The organism is Streptomyces caelestis (genome assembly GCF_014205255.1).
Taxonomy (GTDB): domain Bacteria; phylum Actinomycetota; class Actinomycetes; order Streptomycetales; family Streptomycetaceae; genus Streptomyces; species Streptomyces caelestis.
In genome coordinates this window covers 6,133,769-6,155,806 of the sequence record NZ_JACHNE010000001.1, presented here as the reverse complement: position 1 = coordinate 6,155,806, position 22,038 = coordinate 6,133,769, and the positions used below count along the sequence as shown (strand labels likewise).

20 protein-coding genes and 5 tRNA genes are annotated in these 22,038 nt (G+C 70.6%); 12 read left to right on the top strand and 13 right to left on the bottom strand.

Annotated features, from left to right (window positions below; all coding sequences use genetic code 11):
• Positions 1 to 70: 70 nt before the first annotated feature.
• Positions 71 to 664, bottom strand: a complete 594-nt coding sequence (gene leuD / locus HDA41_RS28350; protein WP_086560324.1) for a 3-isopropylmalate dehydratase small subunit — start codon at positions 662 to 664, stop codon at positions 71 to 73.
• A 6-nt stretch (positions 665 to 670) separates the two neighbouring features.
• A complete protein-coding gene (gene leuC, locus HDA41_RS28345) occupies positions 671 to 2,101 on the bottom strand; it encodes a 3-isopropylmalate dehydratase large subunit (RefSeq protein ID WP_184988625.1) in 1,431 nt (476 codons plus the stop codon).
• A 197-nt stretch (positions 2,102 to 2,298) separates the two neighbouring features.
• On the opposite strand from leuC, the gene ndgR reads away from it, so the two are divergent.
• Positions 2,299 to 3,015, top strand: a complete 717-nt coding sequence (gene ndgR, locus HDA41_RS28340) for an IclR family transcriptional regulator NdgR (protein WP_184988622.1) — start codon at positions 2,299 to 2,301, stop codon at positions 3,013 to 3,015.
• 204 nt (positions 3,016 to 3,219) lie between these two features.
• On the opposite strand, the gene HDA41_RS28335 is transcribed toward ndgR, so the two are convergent.
• From HDA41_RS28335 to HDA41_RS28295, 9 genes are all read right to left on the bottom strand, one after another.
• Positions 3,220 to 3,292 (bottom strand) — tRNA-Glu (locus HDA41_RS28335).
• A gap of 25 nt (positions 3,293 to 3,317) precedes the next feature.
• Positions 3,318 to 3,389, bottom strand: a tRNA-Gln gene (locus HDA41_RS28330).
• Positions 3,390 to 3,409: 20 nt separating this feature from the next.
• Positions 3,410 to 3,482 (bottom strand) — tRNA-Glu (locus HDA41_RS28325).
• Between the two features lie 40 nt (positions 3,483 to 3,522).
• Positions 3,523 to 3,595 (bottom strand) — tRNA-Glu (locus HDA41_RS28320).
• A gap of 40 nt (positions 3,596 to 3,635) precedes the next feature.
• Positions 3,636 to 3,707 (bottom strand) — tRNA-Gln (locus HDA41_RS28315).
• A gap of 90 nt (positions 3,708 to 3,797) precedes the next feature.
• A complete protein-coding gene (locus HDA41_RS28310) occupies positions 3,798 to 4,529 on the bottom strand; it encodes an HAD family hydrolase (protein ID WP_184988619.1) in 732 nt (243 codons plus the stop codon).
• A 234-nt stretch (positions 4,530 to 4,763) separates the two neighbouring features.
• A complete protein-coding gene (gene gltX, locus HDA41_RS28305) occupies positions 4,764 to 6,248 on the bottom strand; it encodes a glutamate--tRNA ligase (RefSeq protein WP_184988616.1) in 1,485 nt (494 codons plus the stop codon).
• Positions 6,241 to 7,017: a fumarylacetoacetate hydrolase family protein gene (locus HDA41_RS28300; protein ID WP_184988613.1), complete on the bottom strand. Its 777-nt coding sequence runs from the start codon at positions 7,015 to 7,017 to the stop codon at positions 6,241 to 6,243. The genes gltX and HDA41_RS28300 overlap by 8 nt, the downstream gene beginning before the upstream one ends.
• A gap of 173 nt (positions 7,018 to 7,190) precedes the next feature.
• Positions 7,191 to 7,382: a hypothetical protein gene (locus tag HDA41_RS28295; protein ID WP_184994195.1), complete on the bottom strand. Its 192-nt coding sequence runs from the start codon at positions 7,380 to 7,382 to the stop codon at positions 7,191 to 7,193.
• A 602-nt stretch (positions 7,383 to 7,984) separates the two neighbouring features.
• Here HDA41_RS28295 and HDA41_RS28290 point away from each other — a divergent pair.
• The 11 genes from HDA41_RS28290 (at position 7,985) to HDA41_RS28240 (ending at position 20,027) form a co-directional block, all read left to right on the top strand.
• The gene (locus HDA41_RS28290; RefSeq protein ID WP_184988610.1) at positions 7,985 to 11,860 is read left to right on the top strand and encodes a sensor histidine kinase; all 3,876 of its coding nucleotides are present in this window, start codon (positions 7,985 to 7,987) and stop codon (positions 11,858 to 11,860) included.
• Between the two features lie 9 nt (positions 11,861 to 11,869).
• Positions 11,870 to 12,283 (top strand): roadblock/LC7 domain-containing protein, encoded by a 414-nt coding sequence (locus HDA41_RS28285; RefSeq protein ID WP_029181510.1) that lies wholly within the window; start codon positions 11,870 to 11,872, stop codon positions 12,281 to 12,283.
• 111 nt (positions 12,284 to 12,394) lie between these two features.
• A complete protein-coding gene (locus HDA41_RS28280; RefSeq protein WP_053668780.1) occupies positions 12,395 to 12,790 on the top strand; it encodes a DUF742 domain-containing protein in 396 nt (131 codons plus the stop codon).
• Complete coding sequence (locus HDA41_RS28275) at positions 12,771 to 13,346, top strand: GTP-binding protein (protein ID WP_184988608.1); 576 nt, start codon at positions 12,771 to 12,773, stop codon at positions 13,344 to 13,346. Before HDA41_RS28280 ends, HDA41_RS28275 begins: the two co-directional genes overlap by 20 nt.
• Positions 13,347 to 13,723: 377 nt before the next feature.
• Positions 13,724 to 17,038, top strand: coding sequence for a sensor histidine kinase (locus HDA41_RS28270; protein WP_184988605.1), 3,315 nt, complete (start codon positions 13,724 to 13,726; stop codon positions 17,036 to 17,038).
• A 10-nt stretch (positions 17,039 to 17,048) separates the two neighbouring features.
• Positions 17,049 to 17,462, top strand: coding sequence for a roadblock/LC7 domain-containing protein (locus HDA41_RS28265; RefSeq protein WP_033321188.1), 414 nt, complete (start codon positions 17,049 to 17,051; stop codon positions 17,460 to 17,462).
• 94 nt (positions 17,463 to 17,556) lie between these two features.
• Positions 17,557 to 18,141 carry a DUF742 domain-containing protein gene (locus tag HDA41_RS28260; RefSeq protein WP_059421961.1) on the top strand — a complete coding sequence of 195 codons (585 nt, stop codon included), beginning with the start codon at positions 17,557 to 17,559 and terminating at the stop codon, positions 18,139 to 18,141.
• Positions 18,122 to 18,703, top strand: coding sequence for a GTP-binding protein (locus tag HDA41_RS28255; RefSeq protein WP_014675207.1), 582 nt, complete (start codon positions 18,122 to 18,124; stop codon positions 18,701 to 18,703). The genes HDA41_RS28260 and HDA41_RS28255 overlap by 20 nt, the downstream gene beginning before the upstream one ends.
• A 178-nt stretch (positions 18,704 to 18,881) precedes the next feature.
• Positions 18,882 to 19,157: a hypothetical protein gene (locus HDA41_RS28250; protein ID WP_184988602.1), complete on the top strand. Its 276-nt coding sequence runs from the start codon at positions 18,882 to 18,884 to the stop codon at positions 19,155 to 19,157.
• A complete protein-coding gene (locus HDA41_RS28245; protein WP_184988598.1) occupies positions 19,151 to 19,348 on the top strand; it encodes a hypothetical protein in 198 nt (65 codons plus the stop codon). Before HDA41_RS28250 ends, HDA41_RS28245 begins: the two co-directional genes overlap by 7 nt.
• Before the next feature lie 448 nt (positions 19,349 to 19,796).
• Entirely contained in the window at positions 19,797 to 20,027 is a 231-nt protein-coding gene (locus HDA41_RS28240) for a class F sortase (RefSeq protein WP_184988594.1), read from the top strand.
• A gap of 55 nt (positions 20,028 to 20,082) precedes the next feature.
• Here the strand turns inward: HDA41_RS28240 and HDA41_RS28235 are convergent, their stop codons facing one another.
• Positions 20,083 to 20,277, bottom strand: a complete 195-nt coding sequence (locus HDA41_RS28235; RefSeq protein ID WP_184988591.1) for an acyl-CoA carboxylase subunit epsilon — start codon at positions 20,275 to 20,277, stop codon at positions 20,083 to 20,085.
• Positions 20,278 to 20,334: 57 nt separating this feature from the next.
• A complete protein-coding gene (locus HDA41_RS28230; RefSeq protein WP_184988588.1) occupies positions 20,335 to 21,918 on the bottom strand; it encodes an acyl-CoA carboxylase subunit beta in 1,584 nt (527 codons plus the stop codon).
• Positions 21,919 to 22,038: the final 120 nt, after the last annotated feature.

Genomic DNA, 22,038 nt, shown 5'->3' with positions numbered 1-22,038 from the left:
CGGGGGTACAGAGGGGGTGTTGCGGTGGCCGAAAGTCGCCTTGCCTAGGGGCGGCGGACCGTGCTCCGGATCAGACCGGGAGCGTCTGCGGCTTGAACGACGGGCGCTTCGCCTCGTACGCGGCGATGTCCGCCTCGTTCTGGAGGGTGATCGAGATGTCGTCGAGGCCGTTCAGCAGCCGCCAGCGGGCGTTCTCGTCCAGCTCGAAGGAGGCGGTGATGCCCTCGGCGCGCACCTCGCGGGCGACCAGGTCGACGGTGATCTCGGCCTGCGGGTCCTTCTCGGTGAGTTCCCACAGCGCGTCCACGATCTTCTGCTCCAGAACGACCGTGAGCAGGCCGTTCTTGAGCGAGTTGCCGCGGAAGATGTCGGCGAAGCGGGAGGAGATCACGGCCTTGAAGCCGAAGTTCTGCAGCGCCCAGACGGCGTGCTCGCGGGAGGAGCCGGTGCCGAAGTCGGGGCCGGCGACCAGGACGGTCGCGCCCTGCCGCTCGGGCTGGTTGAGCACGAACGACGCGTCCTTGCGCCAGGCCTCGAACAGCCCGTCCTCGAAACCGTCCCGCGTGACCTTCTTGAGCCAGTGGGCGGGGATGATCTGGTCGGTGTCGACGTTGCTGCGGCGCAGCGGGACGGCACGGCCGGTGTGAGTGGTGAATGCTTCCATGACTGATCAGACTCCAGCGGGCGTACGGACGTCGGCGTCGGCCAGGTCGGCCGGGGAGGCCAGGTGGCCCAGGACGGCGGTAGCGGCCGCGACCTGCGGCGACACCAGGTGCGTACGACCGCCCTTGCCCTGTCGGCCCTCGAAGTTGCGGTTGGAGGTGGACGCGGAGCGCTCCCCCGGGGCCAGCTGGTCGGGGTTCATGCCCAGACACATCGAGCAGCCCGCGTGCCGCCACTCGGCGCCGGCGTCCTTGAAGACCACGTCCAGGCCCTCGGAGACGGCCTGGAGTCCCACCCGCGCGGAGCCCGGGACGACCAGCATCCGTACGCCGTCGGCGACTTTGCGGTCCTTGAGCAGCTCGGCGGCGGCGCGCAGGTCCTCGATGCGGCCGTTGGTGCAGGAGCCTACGAAGACGGTGTCCACCTTGATGGAGCGCAGCGGCTGGCCGGCCTCCAACCCCATGTATTCCAGGGCCTTTTCGGCGGCGTAGCGCTCCGATGCGTCTTCGTACGAAGCAGGGTCGGGGACGGACGCCGAAAGCGGTACGCCCTGGCCGGGGTTGGTGCCCCAGGTGACGAACGGCGACAGTTCGGCGGCGTCGATGACGACCTCGGCGTCGAACTCGGCGTCGTCGTCCGTCCTGAGCGTCTTCCAGTACTCGACCGCGGCGTCCCAGTCGGCGCCCTCGGGAGCGTGCGGACGGCCCTTGAGGTACGCGAAGGTGGTCTCGTCGGGGGCGATCATGCCCGCGCGGGCGCCGGCCTCGATCGACATGTTGCAGATGGTCATGCGCGCTTCCATCGAGAGCTTCTCGATGGCCTCGCCGCGGTACTCCAGGACGTAGCCCTGGCCGCCGCCCGTGCCGATCTTCGCGATGATCGCCAGGATCAGGTCCTTGGCGGTGACGCCCTCGGGCAGTTCGCCGTTGATCGTGATCGCCATGGTCTTCGGGCGGGACATCGGCAGCGTCTGGGTGGCCAGCACGTGCTCCACCTGGGAGGTGCCGATGCCGAACGCCAGCGCGCCGAAGGCGCCGTGCGTGGAGGTGTGGGAGTCGCCGCAGACGACGGTGGTGCCCGGCTGGGTCAGGCCGAGCTGCGGGCCGACGACATGCACGACGCCCTGCTCGACGTCGCCCAGCGGATGCAGCCGCACGCCGAAGTCGGCGGCGTTCTTGCGCAGCGTCTCCAGCTGGATCCGGGAGACCGGGTCCGCGATCGGCTTGTCGATGTCGAGGGTGGGGGTGTTGTGGTCCTCGGTCGCGATGGTGAGGTCCAGGCGTCGCACCTTGCGGCCGCTCTTGCGGAGGCCGTCGAAGGCCTGCGGGCTGGTCACCTCGTGCAGCAGGTGCAGATCGATGAAGAGAAGGTCGGGCTCGCCCTCCGCGCGCCGGACGACATGGTCGTCCCAGACTTTCTCCGCGAGTGTCCTACCCATCGCTGTTCCCTCCGGCCGACGACGCTCCGCCGGCCCAACTAGAGATCTTCAAGAGGCGGGCCCGCGCCCCTGCGTTACCGGGCAACCGCCGCCAGACCCGTACGTCACGGGCCGCTGTGACTTCGTGTCTTCCAGAGTGGCGGGTTCCACGAGAATTTGAACTTGCGTTTCACAGAGTGAGACGCAAGTATCGTTGCATGGACAACAGTAGCGGCGTCGGCGTTCTGGACAAGGCGGCCCTCGTCCTGAGCGCTCTGGAGTCCGGTCCGGCCACCCTCGCGGGCCTGGTCGGCGCCACCGGACTGGCACGACCCACGGCCCACCGCCTGGCCGTGGCCTTGGAACACCACCGCATGGTGGCGCGCGACATGCAGGGCCGTTTCATTCTCGGCCCTCGTCTGGCAGAACTGGCCGCGGCCGCGGGTGAGGACCGCCTCCTCGCCACCGCGGGCCCGGTGCTCACCCACCTCCGTGACATCACGGGCGAGAGCGCGCAGCTCTACCGCCGCCAGGGCGACATGCGCATCTGCGTCGCCGCGGCGGAGCGTCTGTCCGGACTGCGGGACACCGTCCCGGTCGGCTCGACGCTCACGATGAAGGCCGGCTCCTCGGCGCAGATCCTGCTGGCCTGGGAGGAGCCCGAGCGGCTGCACCGCGGCCTCCAGGGCGCGCGCTTCACGGCGACGGCCCTGTCGGGCGTACGACGCCGGGGCTGGGCTCAGTCGATCGGCGAGCGCGAGCCGGGGGTCGCGTCCGTCTCCGCGCCGGTGCGGGGGCCGTCCAACCGCGTGGTGGCCGCCGTGTCGGTGTCCGGACCGATCGAGCGGTTGACGCGTCATCCTGGCCGGATGCATGCGCAGGCTGTGATCGATGCGGCAGGGCGCCTCTCCGAGGCGCTGCGACGTACTGGCTGATCGGCAGGGTGCTTCGGGGAGGGTCGGCCTCAACGCCGCGGCAGGCTTTCCCCGGGTACGCGGCAGGAGCGGTTTCGCTGCCGTCTGCGGGCCGCGCGGCTGGTCGCGCCCACGCGGCGGAGCCGCACATCGATCAGGCTCCGCGCCCCCAGGCAGGGAGATACGGAAAGGCCCCCCACCGAAGTGGAGGGCCTTCCCTGTACGTACCCCCGACCGGATTCGAACCGGCGCTACCGCCTTGAGAGGGCGGCGTGCTAGGCCGCTACACAACGGGGGCCTGGCTGCGTTTCCGCAGGTCCGAGCTGGTCTACCTGGACTCGAACCAAGACTAACTGAACCAGAATCAGTCGTGCTGCCAATTACACCATAGACCAATGTGGTTTAGACCAGTCAGTACCCCCGACCGGATTCGAACCGGCGCTACCGCCTTGAGAGGGCGGCGTGCTAGGCCGCTACACAACGGGGGCCCTAGCAGTCCCGAGATGATCGTTCATCGTTCGGAACCAGTACCCCCGACCGGATTCGAACCGGCGCTACTGCCTTGAGAGGGCAGCGTGCTAGGCCGCTACACAACGGGGGCTTGCGGATCGGAATCCGCTGGTGCAGATGAGCTCTGCGAGCTGGCCTACCTGGACTCGAACCAAGACTAACTGAACCAGAATCAGTCGTGCTGCCAATTACACCATAGGCCACTGGAACGCAAGCCCCTGGGGGGATCTTGTTCTAGTAGTGCGCCTGGGGTTCCTGCCTTCCGGCCCGCTCCCCGCGGCGCAGGAAGAACATTACCCGAAGGTGGACGGGGCTCCAAAACGAGTATCCGCGCCGAGCAGAGAGGGCAGTTCGGCGAGGGAGGCGATGCGGTGCGGCCCGACGGGCGGGTCGATCGTGGCGTACGCGCCCCCGCGGTCGATCCACACCGACAGCAGCCCGGCGTCGGCGGCACCCCGTCCGTCGATCTCCGGGTGGTCGCCGACGTAGGCGACCTGGTGCGGCGGCAGGCCGAGGAACTCGCAGGCCGCGAGGAACGCGCCGGCCTCCGGTTTGGAGACGCCGAGCTCGGCCGCGCACAGGATGGTCTCGAAGCGGTCGTGGACGCCGAGGACGCGCAGCTTGCGGTCCTGGACGTGGAGGCTGGAGTTGGAGAGCACGGCGTGCCGGTGGCTGGCGGCGAGGGCGTCGAGGACGGGCAGGACGTCCGGGAAGAGGGCCCAGGCCGTCTCGTAGTGGGCGATGTACCGCTGGAACCACGCCTCGGCCTCGGCATCGGTGAGGTCCTGGCCGAGGAACACGCGCACGCGGTCGCGCCGCTGGTCCTCGAAGGTGGCCTCACCGGCCGCGAAGCGCGCCCATTGCGCGTCGGTGATCTCCCGCCAGCGGGTGATGGCCTGCTCGACGGTGTCGTAGTCGTCGAGCAGGCCCTCGGCCGTCAGGTGGGCGCGCATGCCGAGGCGGTCGGCGGTGGTGTAGTCGAAGAGGGTGTCGTCGACGTCCCAGACCACGGCGTGGATCCTCATAATCGGACCGTACCCGCCGGCGGGTGCTCTCAGCCCACGGTTGTCGTGCCGGAGAGCGCGAGGTCCGGGCCCCGGCCGTCACGGGGCTGGGCGGTGAGGCGGGAGCATCCTGTGCACAGGGAGCATCCAACGTGCGTGCGGCGAGCGGTGGTTGGCCGGAAGGGGCCGGACGACGACTCGGGGGACGCGCGAAGGGCGGCGTCCGAAGCGGACGCCGCCCTCGTCGTGTGCGCGTTACGCGGCCAGCTTCGCCAGCGCCGCGTCGATACGGGCCAGGGTCTTCTCCTTGCCCAGGATCTCCAGCGACTCGAAGAGCGGCAGGCCGACCGTGCGGCCGGTGACGGCGACGCGGACGGGGGCCTGGGCCTTGCCGAGCTTGAGGCCGTGGGCCTCGCCGGCGGCCAGGACGGCCTCCTTGAGCGACTCGGCGGAGGTCCAGTCGGCCGCCTCCAGCTTCTCGCGGGCGGTGCGCAGCAGGGCGTCCGAGCCCTCCTTCATGGCCTTCGCCCAGCTGGCCTCGTCCTCCGCCGGCTCCGGCAGGAACAGGAAGTCGACGTTGTCGGTGATCTCGGAGAGCACCTTGAGGCGGGTCTGCGCGTGCGGGGCGACGGCCTGCCACTTGGCCTCGTCGAAGGCCTCCGGGGCCCAGGGGGCGAACGGCGCCTGGAGCCACGGGCGGCAGCGCTCCGTGAAGTCCTTCACGTCCAGCATGCGGATGTGGTCGCCGTTGATGGCCTCGCACTTCTTCAGGTCGAAGCGGGCCGGGTTGGGGTTGACGTCCGCGACGTCGAAGGCCGCGATCATCTCGTCCATCGTGAAGACGTCCTGGTCGGCCGAGAGGGACCAGCCGAGCAGGGAGAGGTAGTTGAGCAGCCCCTCGGGGAGGAAGCCGCGCTCGCGGTAGAGGTTGAGGGACGACTGCGGGTCGCGCTTGGAGAGCTTCTTGTTGCCCTCGCCCATCACGTACGGCAGGTGGCCGAAGGACGGGATCTGCTGGGCGATGCCCAGCTCGATCAGCGCCTTGTACAGGGCGATCTGGCGCGGGGTGGAGGAGAGCAGGTCCTCGCCGCGCAGGACGTGGGTGATCTCCATCAGGGCGTCGTCGACCGGGTTGACCAGCGTGTAGAGCGGGGCGCCGTTGGCGCGGACGATGCCGTAGTCCGGGACGTTCTCCGGGGTGAAGGTCAGTTCGCCGCGGACCAGGTCGGTGAAGGTGATCGTCTCGTCGGGCATGCGGAAGCGGACGATCGGCTCCCGGCCCTGGGCCTGGTACTCCTCGACCTGCGCGTCGGTCAGCTCGCGACAGTGGCCGTCGTAGCCGGAGGGCTTGCCTGCGGCGCGGGCGGCCTCGCGGCGGGTGTCCAGCTCCTCCTGGGAGCAGTAGCAGCGGTAGGCGTGACCGGCGTCCAGGAGCTTGGCCGCGACGTCCTTGTACAGGTCCATGCGCTGCGACTGGCGGTACGGCGCGTGCGGGCCGCCGACCTCGGGGCCCTCGTCCCAGTCGAAGCCCAGCCAGCGCATCGAGTCGAGCAGCTGGGTGTACGACTCCTCGGAGTCGCGGGCCGCGTCGGTGTCCTCGATGCGGAAGACCAGGGTGCCCTGGTGGTGCTTGGCGAACGCCCAGTTGAACAGGGCGGTGCGCACCAGGCCCACGTGCGGGTTACCGGTGGGCGAGGGGCAGAAACGGACGCGTACGGGGGAGCCGGGTGCGCTAGCCACGCTTGACAACCTTGTTGGTGAGAGTGCCGATGCCTTCGATGGAGACGGCGACCTCGTCGCCGACGTTGAGGGGGCCGACCCCAGCCGGGGTGCCCGTGAGGATCACGTCGCCGGGGAGCAGCGTCATGGCCTCGGAGATGTTGACGATCAGGTCCTCGATGGAGTGGATCATCTCGCTGGTGCGGCCCAGCTGGCGCTGCTGCCCGTTGACCGTGAGCTGGATGGTCAGGTCGCTCGGGTCCAGCTCCGTCTCCACCCAGGGGCCGAGCGGGCAGGAGGTGTCGAAGCCCTTGGCCCGCGCCCACTGCTTCTCGCGCTTCTGCACGTCGCGGGCGGTGATGTCGTTGGCGCAGGTGTAACCGAAGATCACGTCCTTGACGCGCTCGCGCGGGACCTCGCGGCACATCCGGCCGATGACCACGGCCAGCTCGGCCTCGTGGTGCACCTCCGCGGAGAAGGAGGGGTACTGGATCTCGTCGCCGGGACCGATCACCGAGGTGGACGGCTTGAAGAAGGCGAAGGGGGCCTGCGGGACCTCGTTGCCCAGTTCCCTCGCGTGCTCGGCGTAGTTGCGGCCGAAGGCCACGACCTTGTTGGGCAGCACCGGCGGCAGCAGCCTGACCTTGGCGACCGGCACCTTCGTGCCGGAGAGCTCGTAGTCCGCGAACGGGATGCCCTTGATGATGTCCAGGACGAGTTCGTCCTGCTTCTCGCCCTCGATGGCGCCGAAGGCGACGTTCCCGTCGATGGAGAACCTGGCGATGCGCACGGGATGCTTGGCCCCTTGACTGAAGCGGCTGGAGTCTGACGCTCCAGGCTAACGCGGGGAAGCGTCCGCGCCGCGCGCATGACGAAGGGGCGCCTCCGTCGACGGGGGCGCCCCTCGGTGCTCGTGTCCCGCCGCCGTGAGCATCCGGCGGCCGGTGCGCGTACTACCCGGTGTCACTCCGCGGCAGCGGCGGCCGCGACGGGGATCTCGGTGAGGATGGTGCGCTTGGGGTTGGCGGTCTGAGCAGGGAGTTCGGCGCGGTGCTCCGGCTGTTCCGGCGTCTGCAGTTCGTCGGCGTCGTCCAGGTGCGCCAGCGTCGTGCGTCGCGGGTTCGCGATCTTGTGGAACATCGTCGTCGTCTTCACTGTTTACTTGACCCTGTTCTGTGACGGGCGCCGGGAGGGCGCGGAGGACCCTCGTACGGGCGCGGGTTGTCGGTTCTGCCATCTCTGTAAAGCGTCAGGCTAAACATGGGATTCCCGGCGCAATCGCGGGGAGCTCATGATCGGCATGTGAGTTTTCTCACGAATCAATGGGCAAATCGGTCAATTCACACTTGCGTGCCACCCCAACGAATCGGACATTGAGCCACTGAAGCCCTCATTCCGATGCTGATCATGGCGACTGGGACACCCGCCGCACCTCGGCGACTCGCGGGCATACGTCCGAAATGGGCCAACTCACTTTCTACGTCCGGTGACCCGGTACTCACGTGGTGTCACCTATGTCACGGCCTGGCATACGAGCCTTGTTGGAGATCCTGTGCTGTGCTGGAATGCCACGGACCGCCGCAGGATCGAGCCGGCGCACAGGGGGCGCACAGACGCGCCGAGTGGCGGTGAGAAGGGGGAGCCAGCGCCGGTCACTCACGACCACCACGGGGGCGTACTCAGGGCGTCCCCAGAACGCCGACACCGTGCTCCGCCGCTCATGCGGCGGGGTGCCTGGTCCAGAGGTTGCGACGCTAGTGCAGGGACGTTTCAAGAGGGATGGCAGCGCTTCGGCGGAGCCGGAGCCGCACGGCGGGACCGACCGAGGTCCCTCGGCCCAGCACGCCCAGAACCAGGGCCCGGCGGGTGACGGCGGGGAACGCCCCGGGCGCCCCGGTGCGTCGGCCCCCACGGGGTCCGCGAGCCCGGCTCCGCCCCTGAAGCCGCCGGCCGGCCCGACGGGTCCCGGCCCGCGAATAGCGCTGCGCAACTGGCGCATCTCCACCCGTCTGGTCTCGCTGCTCGCCCTTCCGGTGGTCGCGGCCACCTCGCTCGGCGCGCTGCGCATCAACCAGTCCATGGACGACATCCAGCAGCTCGACAACATGAAGCTGCTGACGGACATGACCAAGCAGGCCACCGAGCTGTCCGCCGCCCTCCAGGAGGAGCGCGACCAGTCGGCCGGCCCGCTGGCGCACGGCGGCAAGGCCACCGACTTCACGGTCAAGGGCCTGCGTGAGAAGACCGACCGGGCGAGGAAGAACTTCCTCGACAGTTCCGAGCAGATCGACACCGCCAGCAAGGACGGCAACCTCAAGGGCGTCCGTGAGTACCTCATCCAGCTCGCCGGCGAGCTGGGCGACCTGGAGCAGATCCGCAAGGGCGCCTACGCCTCCGAGGACAACTCCACGCAGACGATCGAGGCGTACCACCGTCTGATCGAGAACCTGATCGACCTCTCCCAGGACATGGCCGAGGCGACCAGCAACCCGGACATGATCCAGCGCACGCGTGCCCTCGCGGCGTTCTCCTCCGCCAAGGAGTACTCCTCGATCCAGCGCGCGGCCCTCGCGGCGGCGCTGCCCGCGAGCAACACCACGACCGGCAAGCTCTCGCCGAACGACCGGCTCTACGCCGAGTCGGCCCTGGAGAGCCAGAAGTCCGAGATCCGCAGCTTCAAGAGCATCTACGGCGAGGACTCCGCCGCCGAGTTGCTCAAGCCCATCGAGGACGGCGGCAACTCCACGATCAAGGCGACCGACCTCTACGCGGGCCGGGCCCTGGTCTCCGCGAGCGGACTCGCCCAGCAGGACAAGCGGTCCTACCGCGACTGGCTGGACGACAGCTCCACCAAGATCCAGCAGATGAAGAACATCGAGCACACCCTGCTCGAGCAGATGGAACAGAAGGCCCGCGAGCTGCGCAGCGCCACCGAGCGCGACGCGATCATCTCCGGTGCGCTGATCCTCATCGTGCTCGGTGTGTCGCTGGTCGGTGCCTTCGTCGTGGCCCGCTCCATGATCCGCTCGCTGCGCCGCCTGGAGGAGACCGCGACCAAGGTCGCCTCCGACCGTCTGCCCGAGCTGGTCAAGCAGCTGTCCGAGTCCGACCCGCAGGACGTCGACACCTCCGTCGAGTCGGTCGGTGTGCACTCCCGGGACGAGATCGGCCGGGTGGCCGCGGCCTTCGACGACGTGCACCGCGAGGCGGTCCGCCTCGCCGCCGAGCAGGCCCTGCTGCGGGGCAACGTCAACGCGATGTTCACCAACCTCTCGCGCCGCTCCCAGGGTCTGATCCAGCGCCAGCTGTCGCTGATCTCCGAGCTGGAGTCCCGCGAGGCCGACCCGGACCAGCTGTCCTCGCTGTTCAAGCTCGACCACCTCGCGACCCGCATGCGCCGTAACGGCGAGAACCTCCTCGTCCTCGCCGGTGAGGAGCCCGGCCGCCGGTGGACCCGGCCGGTCCCCCTGGTCGACGTGCTGCGTGCCGCCGCGTCCGAGGTGGAGCAGTACGAGCGCATCGAGCTCTCCTCCGTGCCGACCACCGAAGTGGCCGGCCGGGTCGTCAACGACCTCGTGCACCTGCTCGCCGAGCTGCTGGAGAACGCGACCTCGTTCTCCTCGCCGCAGACCAAGGTCAAGGTCACCGGTCACGCCCTGCCCGACGGCCGGGTGCTGATCGAGATCCACGACACCGGTATCGGTCTGTCGCCGGAGGACCTGGCCGCGATCAACGAGCGGCTCGCCTCTCCCCCGACGGTGGACGTCTCCGTCTCCCGCCGCATGGGCCTGTTCGTGGTCGGCCGGCTGTCGCAGCGGCACGGCATCCGCATCCAGCTGCGCCCGTCCGACTCCGGTGGTACGACCGCACTGGTCATGCTGCCCGTCGACGTCGCCCAGGGCGGCAGGAAGCCCCAGCCCAAGCAGGGCGGTCAGCCGCCGGTCGGCGGCGGCGGTCCGGCCGCCGCGCAGGCGGCCGCCGGTGCGGCCGCGGCCCGGCGTGCCGCAGGTGCCGGCCAGAGTGGCGGTGCCCTCGGGGCCGGCGCGTCCGGTGGCGGCGGCTTCGGCGGCGGTGCGCCGTCCGGCGGTGGCCGGCTCGCTGCCGGCCAGGGTCCGCGGGCCGCGCTGCCCGGGCGGGACGCGGACGGTGGCCGGCCGGGCGGAGGGCGCGGACCGCAGGGTCCCGACACGTCCCCGTCGTTGTTCGAGCAGAGCGCTCCCCCCGCGCCCCCGCAGGGTCCGGCTCCCGCCGGTGCCGGATTCGGTCAGGCGCCGGGTGCCCCGCAGGGTTTGCAGGCCGCGGGTACGAACGGGCCGCAGGGCCGGGGCCGGGGCCGGCACCGCCCGGGCAACACCGAGCAGGGCCGGGGCCAGGGCCGTCAGCCGCAGCTGCCGCCGCGCGGCGGTCCGCGGGCCGAGCTGCCCGGCGGTGACCCGCAGCCCCGCGTGCCGAGCTGGAGCGACGAGAACGCCCAGCCGCCGGTGCCGCGTGCCTCGCTGGACACCCCGCGCGGGCACGAGGAGCCGGACGCCTCCCGTACCTCCGCCATGCCGCGGATCGACGACCGGCAGGGCCCGGGCTCGACGGCGGAGATCCCCGTCGTCCCGCGCGACGACGACCGGCAGGGCCCCGGCTCTCCGGCCGACTCCGGCGCGGGCGGCCCCCAGCACCCGGACCGGTTCGGCCTTCCCGGCACGGACGGCTCGCAGGGTTCGGGCCAGTTCGTCCGCCCGGACGTCTTCAGCACCCCGGCCGACCGCCGCGACCCGTCGTCCACGTCGGGCCAGTACCCGGCTCCGCAGTCCTACGACAACGGCTCCACCGGCCAGTACCCGGCGCCCCGGCAGGACGGCGGCTCGACCGGCCAGTACCCGGCGCCGCGCCAGGACGGCGGTTCCACGGGCCAGTACGGTGCGCCGCGGCCCGCCGGCGGCTCCACGGGCCAGTACCCGGCTCCGCAGTCCTACGACAACGGCTCCACCGGCCAGTACTCCGCGCGCCAGGACAACGGCTCCGGCCGGCCCACCCTCCCCGGTCCGGCCACCCCGGCCGACCCGGCGGGCACGGGCCGGTTCGATCGGCCGCAGGCCAACGGCGCCCGGGGCGGGTCCGACTTCGGCGCCCCGCGTCCGCCCGCCCCGCAGGCACGGCCCGCCCGGCAGGAGCCCGAGGCCCTGCCGCCGGCGACCGGTCCGGGCGACGGGCGCACGCCGCTGTACGACACGCTCGAGACCAACTGGTTCCACGGCCAGCAGGAACAGCAGCAGCCGCAGAGCAACGGCACCGCTCCGGCCCCCCAACAGCCGCAGGGAGCCGGCGGTCCGCAGCGGTCCGCCCCCGCCGGCTGGCGCAGCTCGCCGAACGACGACCTCGTCCGCCAGGCCGAGCGCGTCCGCCAGCCCGCCGCCGGCGGTGTCACCACCTCCGGCCTGCCGCGCCGCGTGCCCCGGGCGAACCTCGTCCCGGGCACGGCGCAGCAGCAGCCACAGCAGAGCGGTCCGCAGATCTCGCGTGCCCCCGATGACGTACGCGGTCGGCTGACCAATCTCCGCCGCGGTATTGCACAGGGTCGTCAGGCCGGGTCCACCCAGACCGGCAGCTTCCCTCGGCCCTCTCACCAGCAGGAGCGTTAGTTGAGTCCGATGAGCCAGGCGGCACAGAATCTCAACTGGTTGATCACCAACTTCGTGGACAACACCCCTGGGGTGTCCCACACCGTCGTCGTGTCCGCCGACGGTCTCCTCCTGGCGCTGTCGGAGGGCTTCCCGCGCGACCGCGCGGACCAGCTCGCGGCGGTCGCCTCCGGCCTGACGTCCCTGACGGCAGGCGCCTCCCGGATCTTCGAGGGGGGCGACGTCGCGCAGACGGTCGTGGAGATGGAGCGGGGATTCATGTTCCTGATGTCCATCTCGGACGGCTCGTCGCTCGCCGTCCTCGCTCACCCCGACTGCGACATCGGCCTCGTCGGCTACGAGATGGCGCTCCTGGTCGACCGCGCGGGCGCGGTCCTCACCCCCGACCTGCGAGCTGAGCTCCAAGGCAGTCTGCTGCATTGATCGGCCCCGGTTCCACCCGTCTCACCACATCACCGTCCGGCCGCCACTCACCCCACACAGGCCTCGTCAGACGGCTCGACTGACCGACTTGCTGTCCCGCCCGGAGGACCCATGACCCCGCCCCCCGCCTCTCATGATCCGTACGCGGAGCCGTACGAGGACGAGGGCGACCAGCCGCTGGTACGGCCGTACGCCATGACCGGCGGCCGGACCCGGCCGCGTTATCAGCTGGCCATCGAGGCACTGATCAGCACGACCGCCGATCCCGCGGCGCTCATGGGGCTGCTCCCGGAGCACCAGCGCATCTGCCACCTGTGCCGTGAGGTGAAGTCGGTCGCCGAGGTCTCGGCGCTGCTCAACATGCCACTGGGCGTGGCCCGGATCCTGGTCGCGGACCTGGCGGAGGCCGGGCTCGTCGCCATCCACCAGCCGGGCGGCGACGACGCCACCGGTGCGCCCGACGTGACACTGCTCGAAAGGGTGCTCAGTGGACTTCGCAAGCTCTGACGCGGGTCGCTCCACCACCTCCGCGAAGATCGTGGTGGCGGGCGGCTTCGGCGTGGGCAAGACCACGTTCGTCGGCGCCGTCTCGGAGATCAACCCGCTGCGCACGGAGGCCGTGATGACCTCCGCCAGCGCGGGCATCGACGACCTGACCCACACCGGGGACAAGACCACCACCACGGTGGCCATGGACTTCGGCCGTATCACCCTGGACCAGGACCTGATCCTGTACCTCTTCGGTACGCCGGGCCAGGACCGCTTCTGGTTCATGTGGGACGATCTGGTGCGCGGCGCGATCGGTGCCGTCGTACTGGTGGACACCCGCCGTCTCGCCGACTGCTTCCCCGCGGTCGACTACTTCGAGAACAGCGGCCTGCCCTTCGTCGTCGCCCTCAACGGCTTCGACGGCCAGCAGCCCTACGCCCCCGACGAGGTGCGGGAAGCTCTCCAGATCGGTCCGGACACCCCCATCATCACAACGGACGCCCGGCACCGGGCCGACGCGAAGAGTGCGCTGATCACGCTGGTCGAGCACGCCCTGATGGCACGGCTGAGGTAGCACCCAATTCAAAAGCGCCATACGGCAGTTGTCGTAGATGCACCGGAGCCGACTGTGTCCTTTGACACGGTCGGCCCCGGTGTTCATAACGTTTCGGCAGAGGAATCAGGTGGTACGGCCACGCGTCGCGCACAGCCGGTCTCGCTGCGCGCACAATCGCCCCGCCTTTTGGCGGGGCTCGCTCTTTATGACCGTTTTATCTGGGGCTTACATCCCCCGGAATCCGCACCCCGGACTGTTTGGAAGAGCGCAGGTCGTCGTGCTGGAATGCCTGAACTGCCCAATAGTCAAGGACGTACACCTCAGTCGAAGGCGTACCGGGCTCTGAGAAACTGCGGCACAACGTTGGTGCCGACCGCCGAGAGGTTGTTGGTCGAGTGAGGCGAAGCAAGAACAGTCCCGAGCCGTCGGCCCGGGGCAACTTCACCCCGCCGCCGCGCACAGCGGCGCCCGCCCCCGTGCCCGGTTCGGAGCCATCGGCCGCGCCCGCCCAGAGCGGCGGCCGTTTCTCCCCGCGCAACTGGCGTGTGGCGACCAGGCTCAACGCGATCCTGCTCATACCCGTGCTGGTCGGCCTCGTCATGGGCGGCATCCAGGTGAAGAGCTCGATCGACACCTGGCAGGAGGCCGAGGACGCGGAGAACACCGCGCGTCTGGTGCGAGCCTCCCTGCTGTACGCCAACGCCCTCTACAACGAGCGCGACACCTCCGCGGCACCCCTGCTCAAGGGCAGCGCCCAGACCTCCCAGGACAAGGCGACCGTCGCCCAGGTCCGCAAGACCACCGACGAGGCGGCCGACGCCTTCGACGCCGCGGCCCAGAACATGCCGGCCAAGCCCGGCCTGGAACGCCGCCTGAAGCTGTTCCGCGAGGCGGAGCCGAAGCTCCAGACCCTGCGCCAGGTCGCGTACACCTCCAAGCTCAAGGGCGTACAGACCGAGGAGGGCTACGTCGAGGTCGCCCACCCGCTGACGGAGTTCGCCAACGAGCTGGGCCTCGGCACCGGCAACATCACCAGCTACGGCCGGACCGTGTACGCCATCGAGCTCACCAAGGCGGCCCTGTCGCTCCAGCGCTCCATCGGCATGCACATCCTGACCAAGCCGGGCCCGGACGAGGGCAACCTCGCCAGCCAGCGCATCGCCCTGTCCTCGTACGCCTACCTCGAGCGCATCGCCGTGCAGGAGTACATCGGCGGCGGTACCGAGGAGGACGTGGCCAAGCTCAGGGCGGCCGAGGCGAAGATCAAGACCGACGGCGCCGCGATGGCCCGGGAGGCCAAGGCCAAGAACCCGGACTACGTCCCCCCGCCGTCCAAGCCGGAGACGATGGTCTCGGCCGTCGCGACGCTCCAGACCACGGACCCGAGCGCCCGCGCCGCCCTCGCCGAGCAGGGCATCACCGCCGACAACTGGTGGGCGGTCAACACGCTCAGGTTCAACGCCTACGAGAAGATCGAGGCGGACATGGCCGACAAGGCCGTGAGCGAAGCCTCCGACATCGCCGACGACGCCCAGCGCGACGCCTACATCACCGGTGCCGCCGTCGTCGTCGCCCTGCTCCTCGCCTTCATCCTGGCCGGCGCGGTGGCCCGCCAGATGAGCCGCTCGATGCGCCAGCTGCGCAACGCCGCCTTCGGCATCGCCGAGCAGCGCCTGCCGATGCTGGTCGACCAGCTCTCGCGCACCGACCCCGGCCGCGTCGACACCCGTGTCCAGGCCATCCCGATCACCACCACGGACGAGATCGGCGAGGTCGCCCGCGCCTTCGACCAGGTCCACCGTGAGGCCGTCCGGCTCGCCGCCGAGCAGGCCCTGCTGCGGGGCAACATCAACGCGATCTTCACCAACCTCTCGCGCCGCAACCAGTCTCTGATCGAGGGCCAGCTGACCCTGATCACCGACCTGGAGAACAACGAGGCCGACCCGGACCAGCTGGAGAACCTCTTCAAGCTGGACCACCTCGCGACCCGTATGCGCCGCAACGGCGAGAACCTCCTCGTCCTCGCCGGCGAGGAGCCCGGCCGCCGCTGGGACCAGCCGGTCCCGCTGGTCGACGTACTGCGCGCCGCCTCCTCCGAGGTGGAGCAGTACGAGCGCATCGAGCTCTCCGGCGTCCCGGAGGCCGAGATCCACGGCCGCGCCGTGACCGACCTCGTGCACCTGCTCGCCGAGCTCCTGGAGAACGCGACGACGTTCTCCTCCCCGCAGACCAAGGTCCGCGTGACCGCGACCCGTCTCCCCGACGGCCGCGTGATGATCGAGATCCACGACAAGGGCATCGGCCTGACCGCCGAGGACTTCGCGGACATCAACCACAAGCTGGCCAACCCGCCGACCGTGGACGCCGCGATCTCCCAGCGCATGGGCCTGTTCGTGGTCGGCCGGCTCTCCGACCGGCACGGCATCCGCGTCCAGCTGCGCCCCTCGGGCGAGCAGGCCGGCACGACCTCGCTCGTCATGCTGCCCGACGCGATCACCCACGGTGGTGGCGGCGAGCAGCACGTGGACCGCGACGAGTTCACCGTCTCCCAGATCATCCCGGAGCAGAACTTCGGCGGCGAGAACTTCAACCAGCAGCCCATGCGCACGGCCGCGGAGCTGGGCTTCGACGACAGCCGCTACACCGACGTCCCCGACGACATACGCGAGCTGGACCCCGTCGGCCGCTCCCTGCTGCGCGAGGAGCGCCGGGCGGCCCTGGAAGCCCAGTCGCACCAGCAGCCCGCCCTGCCCGGCCAGAGCGCCCAGGAGCAGGGCGAGACGCCCGGCTACTCCGAGGAGTTCCACGGGCAGCAGGGCTACGACACCGGCCAGGGCTACGACACCGGCCAGAACGGCTACCCGGAGCAGCCCGGCGCGTACGATCGTCAGGCGCCGTTCGAGGAGCAGCGGCAGGCACCGTACGAGGAGCAGCGGCAGACGTCGTACGAGGAGCCGCAGCGGGCCGCGTACGACGAGCAGTACTACGCGCCGAACGGCGGTCTGCCGCAGAACGACACCTTCTCGCAGAACGGCGGCTACCCGGAGCCCTCCTCCTATGCGGAGCCGGCCCAGGAGGAGCACTCGGCGCCGCGTGCGGGCGAGCCCGGCGGCTTCCCCGCCTTCGAGCAGCGGCGTTACCAGGACGACTGGCCGCAGCAGGACGGTTACCAGAACGGCTACCCGAGCCAGTACCCTTCTCAGGCCCAGGAAACGGAATCTGCGCAGGCCGCTGACGCGAGTGAGCAGGACCGCGTAGGCTTCGACCGTCCGGGGCCGACCCACTCCGCCGCACCCTCGCTGACCGACGCCGGGCTTCCCCGCCGTGGGGCCGCCGCGAGTGGTGCGAACGGCGCGGGCGGCGCCCGGCACGCGAGCCAGGAGCCTCCGGCCTCCACCCCGGAGAGCAACGGCGACCGCGACTGGCGCTCGGCGAACGACGAGCGGTGGCAGCAGGCCTCGCAGCTCCGGAAGCCCAAGGCGGGCGGGGTCACCTCCTCCGGCCTGCCGAGGCGGGTGCCCAAGGCCAACCTCATCGAGGGTTCCGCCGAGAGCACTCACCAGGGGGGCCCACAGGTCTCCCGCGCCCCGGAGGACGTCCGGGGCAGGCTGAGCAACCTGCGTCGCGGCGTACAGCGCGGTCGCAACGCAGGCAGTGAAACGAACGGCCAGGGCTTCGGTCCTGACAGCACCTACAACCAGGAGCGTTAGTGTGAGCCCGATGAGCCAGGCGGCACAGAACCTGAACTGGTTGATCACCAACTTCGTGGACAACACCCCGGGGGTGTCCCACACGGTGGTGGTCTCCGCCGACGGACTCCTTCTGGCGATGTCCGAAGGCTTCCCCCGCGACCGCGCCGACCAGCTCGCGGCCGTCGCCTCCGGTCTGACGTCTCTGACGGCAGGCGCCTCCCGGATCTTCGAGGGTGGAAGCGTCAATCAGACGGTTGTGGAGATGGAGCGGGGATTCCTCTTCATCATGTCCATCTCCGACGGCTCGTCGCTCGCGGTACTCGCACATCCGGAGGCGGACATCGGCCTCGTCGGATACGAGATGGCGCTGCTCGTGGACCGAGCCGGTACGGTCCTGACACCGGACCTTCGCGCAGAGCTCCAGGGGAGCCTGCTCAACTAACAGACGGACGGTGCGTTTTGGCGTCCCGTGGCCGTAAGGTTTCGGGACGCGGCTCCACAGCGATGGGTGCCAGGCACAGTCGGAGGAGGAGAAAGTGGCAACACCCCCAGGCGGTTCGTCTTCGGGCAACTGGTCGTACGGCCCTGGCCAGGGTCAGGGCGACGGTGGACAGAACCCGAACCGTTACAACTTCCCCTCCGCACCGAGCCACCGGCAGCCGTACGCGCCCCAGGGCCCCGGCCCGTCGCCGTACGACCAGCCGCCGGCCCCGCGCATCCAGCCCGTGCAGCCGCAGCGCCGCAACCCCGAGCCGGCGCCCGGCGGGGCGTCGAACACCCACAACCCGTTGGTGCGTCCGTACGCCATGACCGGTGGCCGGACCCGCCCGCGTTACCAGCTCGCCATCGAGGCGCTGGTGCACACCACTGCGCAGCCGCACCAGATGCAGGGCCAGTTGCCCGAGCATCAGCGGATTTGCAACCTCTGCCGGGAAATCAAGTCGGTCGCCGAGATCTCGGCGCTCCTGACGATCCCTCTCGGCGTGGCCAGGATCCTCGTCGCCGACTTGGCGGAGGCGGGACTGGTCGCCATCCATCAGCCCGGCGGCGACGAGAACGCCGGCGGCCAGCCAGACGTGACACTGCTCGAAAGGGTGCTCAGTGGACTTCGCAAGCTCTAGCGGAGGGCCTTCCCGCTCCACCACGTCCGCGAAGATCGTGGTGGCTGGCGGCTTCGGCGTGGGCAAGACCACGTTCGTCGGCGCCGTCTCGGAGATCAATCCGCTGCGCACAGAGGCCGTCATGACGTCCGCTTCGGCGGGCATCGACGACCTCACCCACACCGGAGACAAGACGACCACGACGGTCGCCATGGACTTCGGCCGTATCACCCTGGACCAGGACCTGATCCTGTACCTCTTCGGTACCCCCGGTCAGGACCGCTTCTGGTTCATGTGGGACGACCTGGTGCGCGGCGCCATCGGCGCGATCGTGCTGGTCGACACGAGGCGGCTCGCCGACTGCTTCCCCGCTGTCGACTACTTCGAGAACAGCGGCCTGCCGTTCGTCATCGCGCTGAACGGCTTCGACGGCCAGCAGCCGTACACGCCCGACGAGGTCCGGGAAGCCCTCCAGATCGGCCCCGACACCCCGATCATCACGACCGACGCCCGCCACCGGGCGGACGCGAAGTCGGCGCTGATCACGTTGGTGGAGCACGCTCTCATGGCCCGCCTGCGCTAGCCGCCGCACCCCGAGGGGTGCTCGTCTCCTTCTCCCGGCCGCCGGGGCCCTTGTCGGGTCCCGGCGGCCGTCGTCGTACCGCGCCCCGGTCGGTCGGCCGTGTGCACGCCATCCGCACGGGTGAACGCGTGCGGTGTGCGGGTGGGTCAGGTCGTGTCGCCGACGTGGTGCCCGTGGCGTGGAAGGGCCGGCCCGTCGGACGCCGGAACGGCTGCACGCTCTGACGAGCTGGACCGGCGCGGGGCGATGCCGCGCACCGGTCGGAAGGAGCGTCCCCGATGCGAGAACCAGGATCCGCGCCGCGTACGACAAGGCCTGGCTCGTCGCGCGGAACGACGCGCGCGCCAAGACGCTGGCGCTGATCGGCCGGGAGATCTCCGGCGGCAGCAACGCGGAGGTCGTCGCCGCGGCCAGGGCCGCGCGTCCCGTGGTCAGATGCACCCGGACATGGTGAGACGCGGGATCTGCCACGCGCCCGGCACGTCCAAGACCGTCCGCGCCGGTTTCGGCCCCCGGGCCGCGTCGGCCGACGACACGACCAGCCGGACGGCCGCGACGGCCCTCGGCGCCGGAGGGGCACTGACGGCAGCCGCGGCCGCCTGGCACCTGCGGGCCCACCGCCGCGCCGCCACGGGCGGCCACTGACCACCGGGCCGTGGCACCGGTGCCGGGCGTGCGGGCGGAACGCGGGTGGGGCCCTTCGGTGACGGCGGGATGCGCGGTCGCCTCCCTGTTCACCACCGGGGTGCTGTGGCGGCAGGGCCACTGCCGTCGGTCGCGGGCCCACCCGCCGCGCCGGGCCGGGACACGGGCGCGCTGCCCGGCCGGGCGGTCGTCCCCGGCTCGACACACCGCCCGGGCCCGGCCGCCGACCCGGTACGACTGCGCGCAGCGGACAGCCTGGCGGCCCATCTCGTGCCGGTGGCGACCGGGACCGACGGGGCGCCGCATCCGCCCGCGGGCTGCGGGCAAGGCCGGCTGCTGGGCGCTGGGCGCGCCGGACGGGGCGGGGCGCGGAACGTTGCTCGTCGCGTGCCACGTCGGCACCGAGAGGGGGAGCCCGGCACCTTCGCCGTCCCTGGGCCGGCTGGACATGGGTGCCACGGTGGAGGTGACCGGCGCGGACGGCCGGATCCGCGCCTACCAGATCACCGCGTGCCGCGGATGCCGGCGGCAGCAGCTGCCCGCCGGCCTGTGCTCAGGGCACGGGCCGCACCGCCTGGCGCTGGTCACCTGTGGCGGCGCGTACGACGAGGCGGCCGGAGCGTACGAGGGGAACCTCGTCCTGTACGGCACCCCGGTCACCGCCCGCCCCGGGCCCTGATGTGCCACCGCCCCGTCCTCCGGAGGAGAACGGGGCGGTGAAGCGCTCGGCGGCCTCAGCGCCAGCTGTGCGGTGCCCTGAAGCCGGGCTCCCGCTCCAGGCGGCGCCAGCCTGCCTTGACGCGGCCGCGGTGGGCCGGCGTCGGGTCGGTGGGGCGGGCGGCGGCGCGGGCCAGGAGGATCGCCGTGATGGCGGCGACTTCCTCGGGCTCGGCGTGGCCCTTCTCGACGCGGATGTCAGGGGTGTCCATGGGTGTCAGTCTCCGTGAGAGAGAGGTCCGCGGGGTTGCCGCGATGGGTCCGCCGGATTACTGCGGAGGGTTGCCGTGCTTGCGGGAGGGCAGGTCGGCGTGCTTGGTCTGGAGCATCGCGAGGGACTTGATCAGCACCTCGCGGGTTTCCGCGGGGTCGATGACGTCGTCGACCAGGCCGCGCTCCGCGGCGTAGTAGGGGTGCATCAGCTCGGACTTGTACTCCTTGACCATGCGGGCCCGCATGGCCTCGGGGTCCTCGGCCTCGGCGATCTGGCGGCGGAAGATGACGTTGGCCGCGCCCTCCGCGCCCATGACGGCGATCTCGTTGGTCGGCCAGGCGTAGGTGAGGTCGGCACCGATGGACTGGCTGTCCATGACGATGTACGCACCTCCGTAGGCCTTGCGCAGGATCAGCGAGATCCTCGGCACGGTCGCGTTGCAGTAGGCGTAGAGGAGCTTCGCGCCGTGGCGGATGATGCCACCGTGCTCCTGGTCGACGCCCGGGAGGAAGCCGGGGACGTCCAGAAGAGTGACGATCGGGATGTTGAAGGCGTCGCACATCTGGACGAAGCGGGCCGCCTTCTCGGAGGCCTCGATGTCCAGGACACCGGCGAGCACCTGCGGCTGGTTGGCGATGATGCCGACGACCTGGCCGTCCATCCGGCCCAGCGCGCAGATGATGTTGCGGGCCCAGCGCTCGTGGACCTCCAGGTAGTCGCCGTCGTCGACGATCTCCTCGATGACCTTGGCCATGTCGTACGGCCGGTTGCCGTCCGCCGGGACCAGGTCGAGGAGGACGTCGCTGCGGCGGTCGGCGGGGTCCGCCGACTCGGCGCGGGGCGGGTTCTCGCGGTTGTTCTGCGGGAGGAGGGACAGGAGGTAGCGGACCTCGGCGATGCACGTCTCTTCGTCGTCGTAGGCGAAGTGGCAGACGCCGCTCGTCTCGGCGTGGACGTCCGCGCCGCCGAGGCCGTTCTGTGTGATCTCCTCGCCGGTGACCGCCTTGACGACGTCCGGGCCGGTGATGAACATCTGCGAGGTCTCGCGGACCATGAAGACGAAGTCGGTGAGGGCCGGGCTGTAGGCCGCGCCGCCCGCGCAGGGGCCGAGCATCACCGAGATCTGCGGGATGACCCCGCTCGCCCTGGTGTTGCGCTGGAAGATGCCGCCGTAGCCCGCGAGCGCCGAGACGCCCTCCTGGATACGGGCGCCCGCGCCGTCGTTCAGCGACACCAGCGGGGCACCGGCCGCGATGGCCATGTCCATGATCTTGTGGATCTTCGTGGCGTGGGCCTCGCCCAGCGCGCCGCCGAAGATGCGGAAGTCGTGGGCGTAGACGAAGACCGTCCGGCCCTCCACCGTGCCCCAGCCCGTGATCACACCGTCGGTGTACGGCTTCTTGCCCTCCAGGCCGAAGCCCGTGGCCCGGTGCCGGCGCAGTTGCTCGACCTCGCGGAAGGAATCCGGGTCGAGGAGAAGTTCGATGCGCTCCCGCGCGGTCAGCTTGCCCTTGGCGTGCTGCGCCTTGGTCGCCTTCTCGCTCGGTCCGGCCACCGCCTGCGCACGGATCTCGTGCAGTTCGGCCACGCGTCCGCGCGCGTCGGTCGGCTCACCCGGCGCCTCATCCAAAACGGTCATGTAGTGACCTTACGAAGCCGACCGAGGATTACGGGCCGTCGACTCCTCACAGTCTCCGGCGTGTTTTCCTGGTACCCCTGAACAGAACCATGGCGCGGTGCAGCCATTCTGACTGCTCAG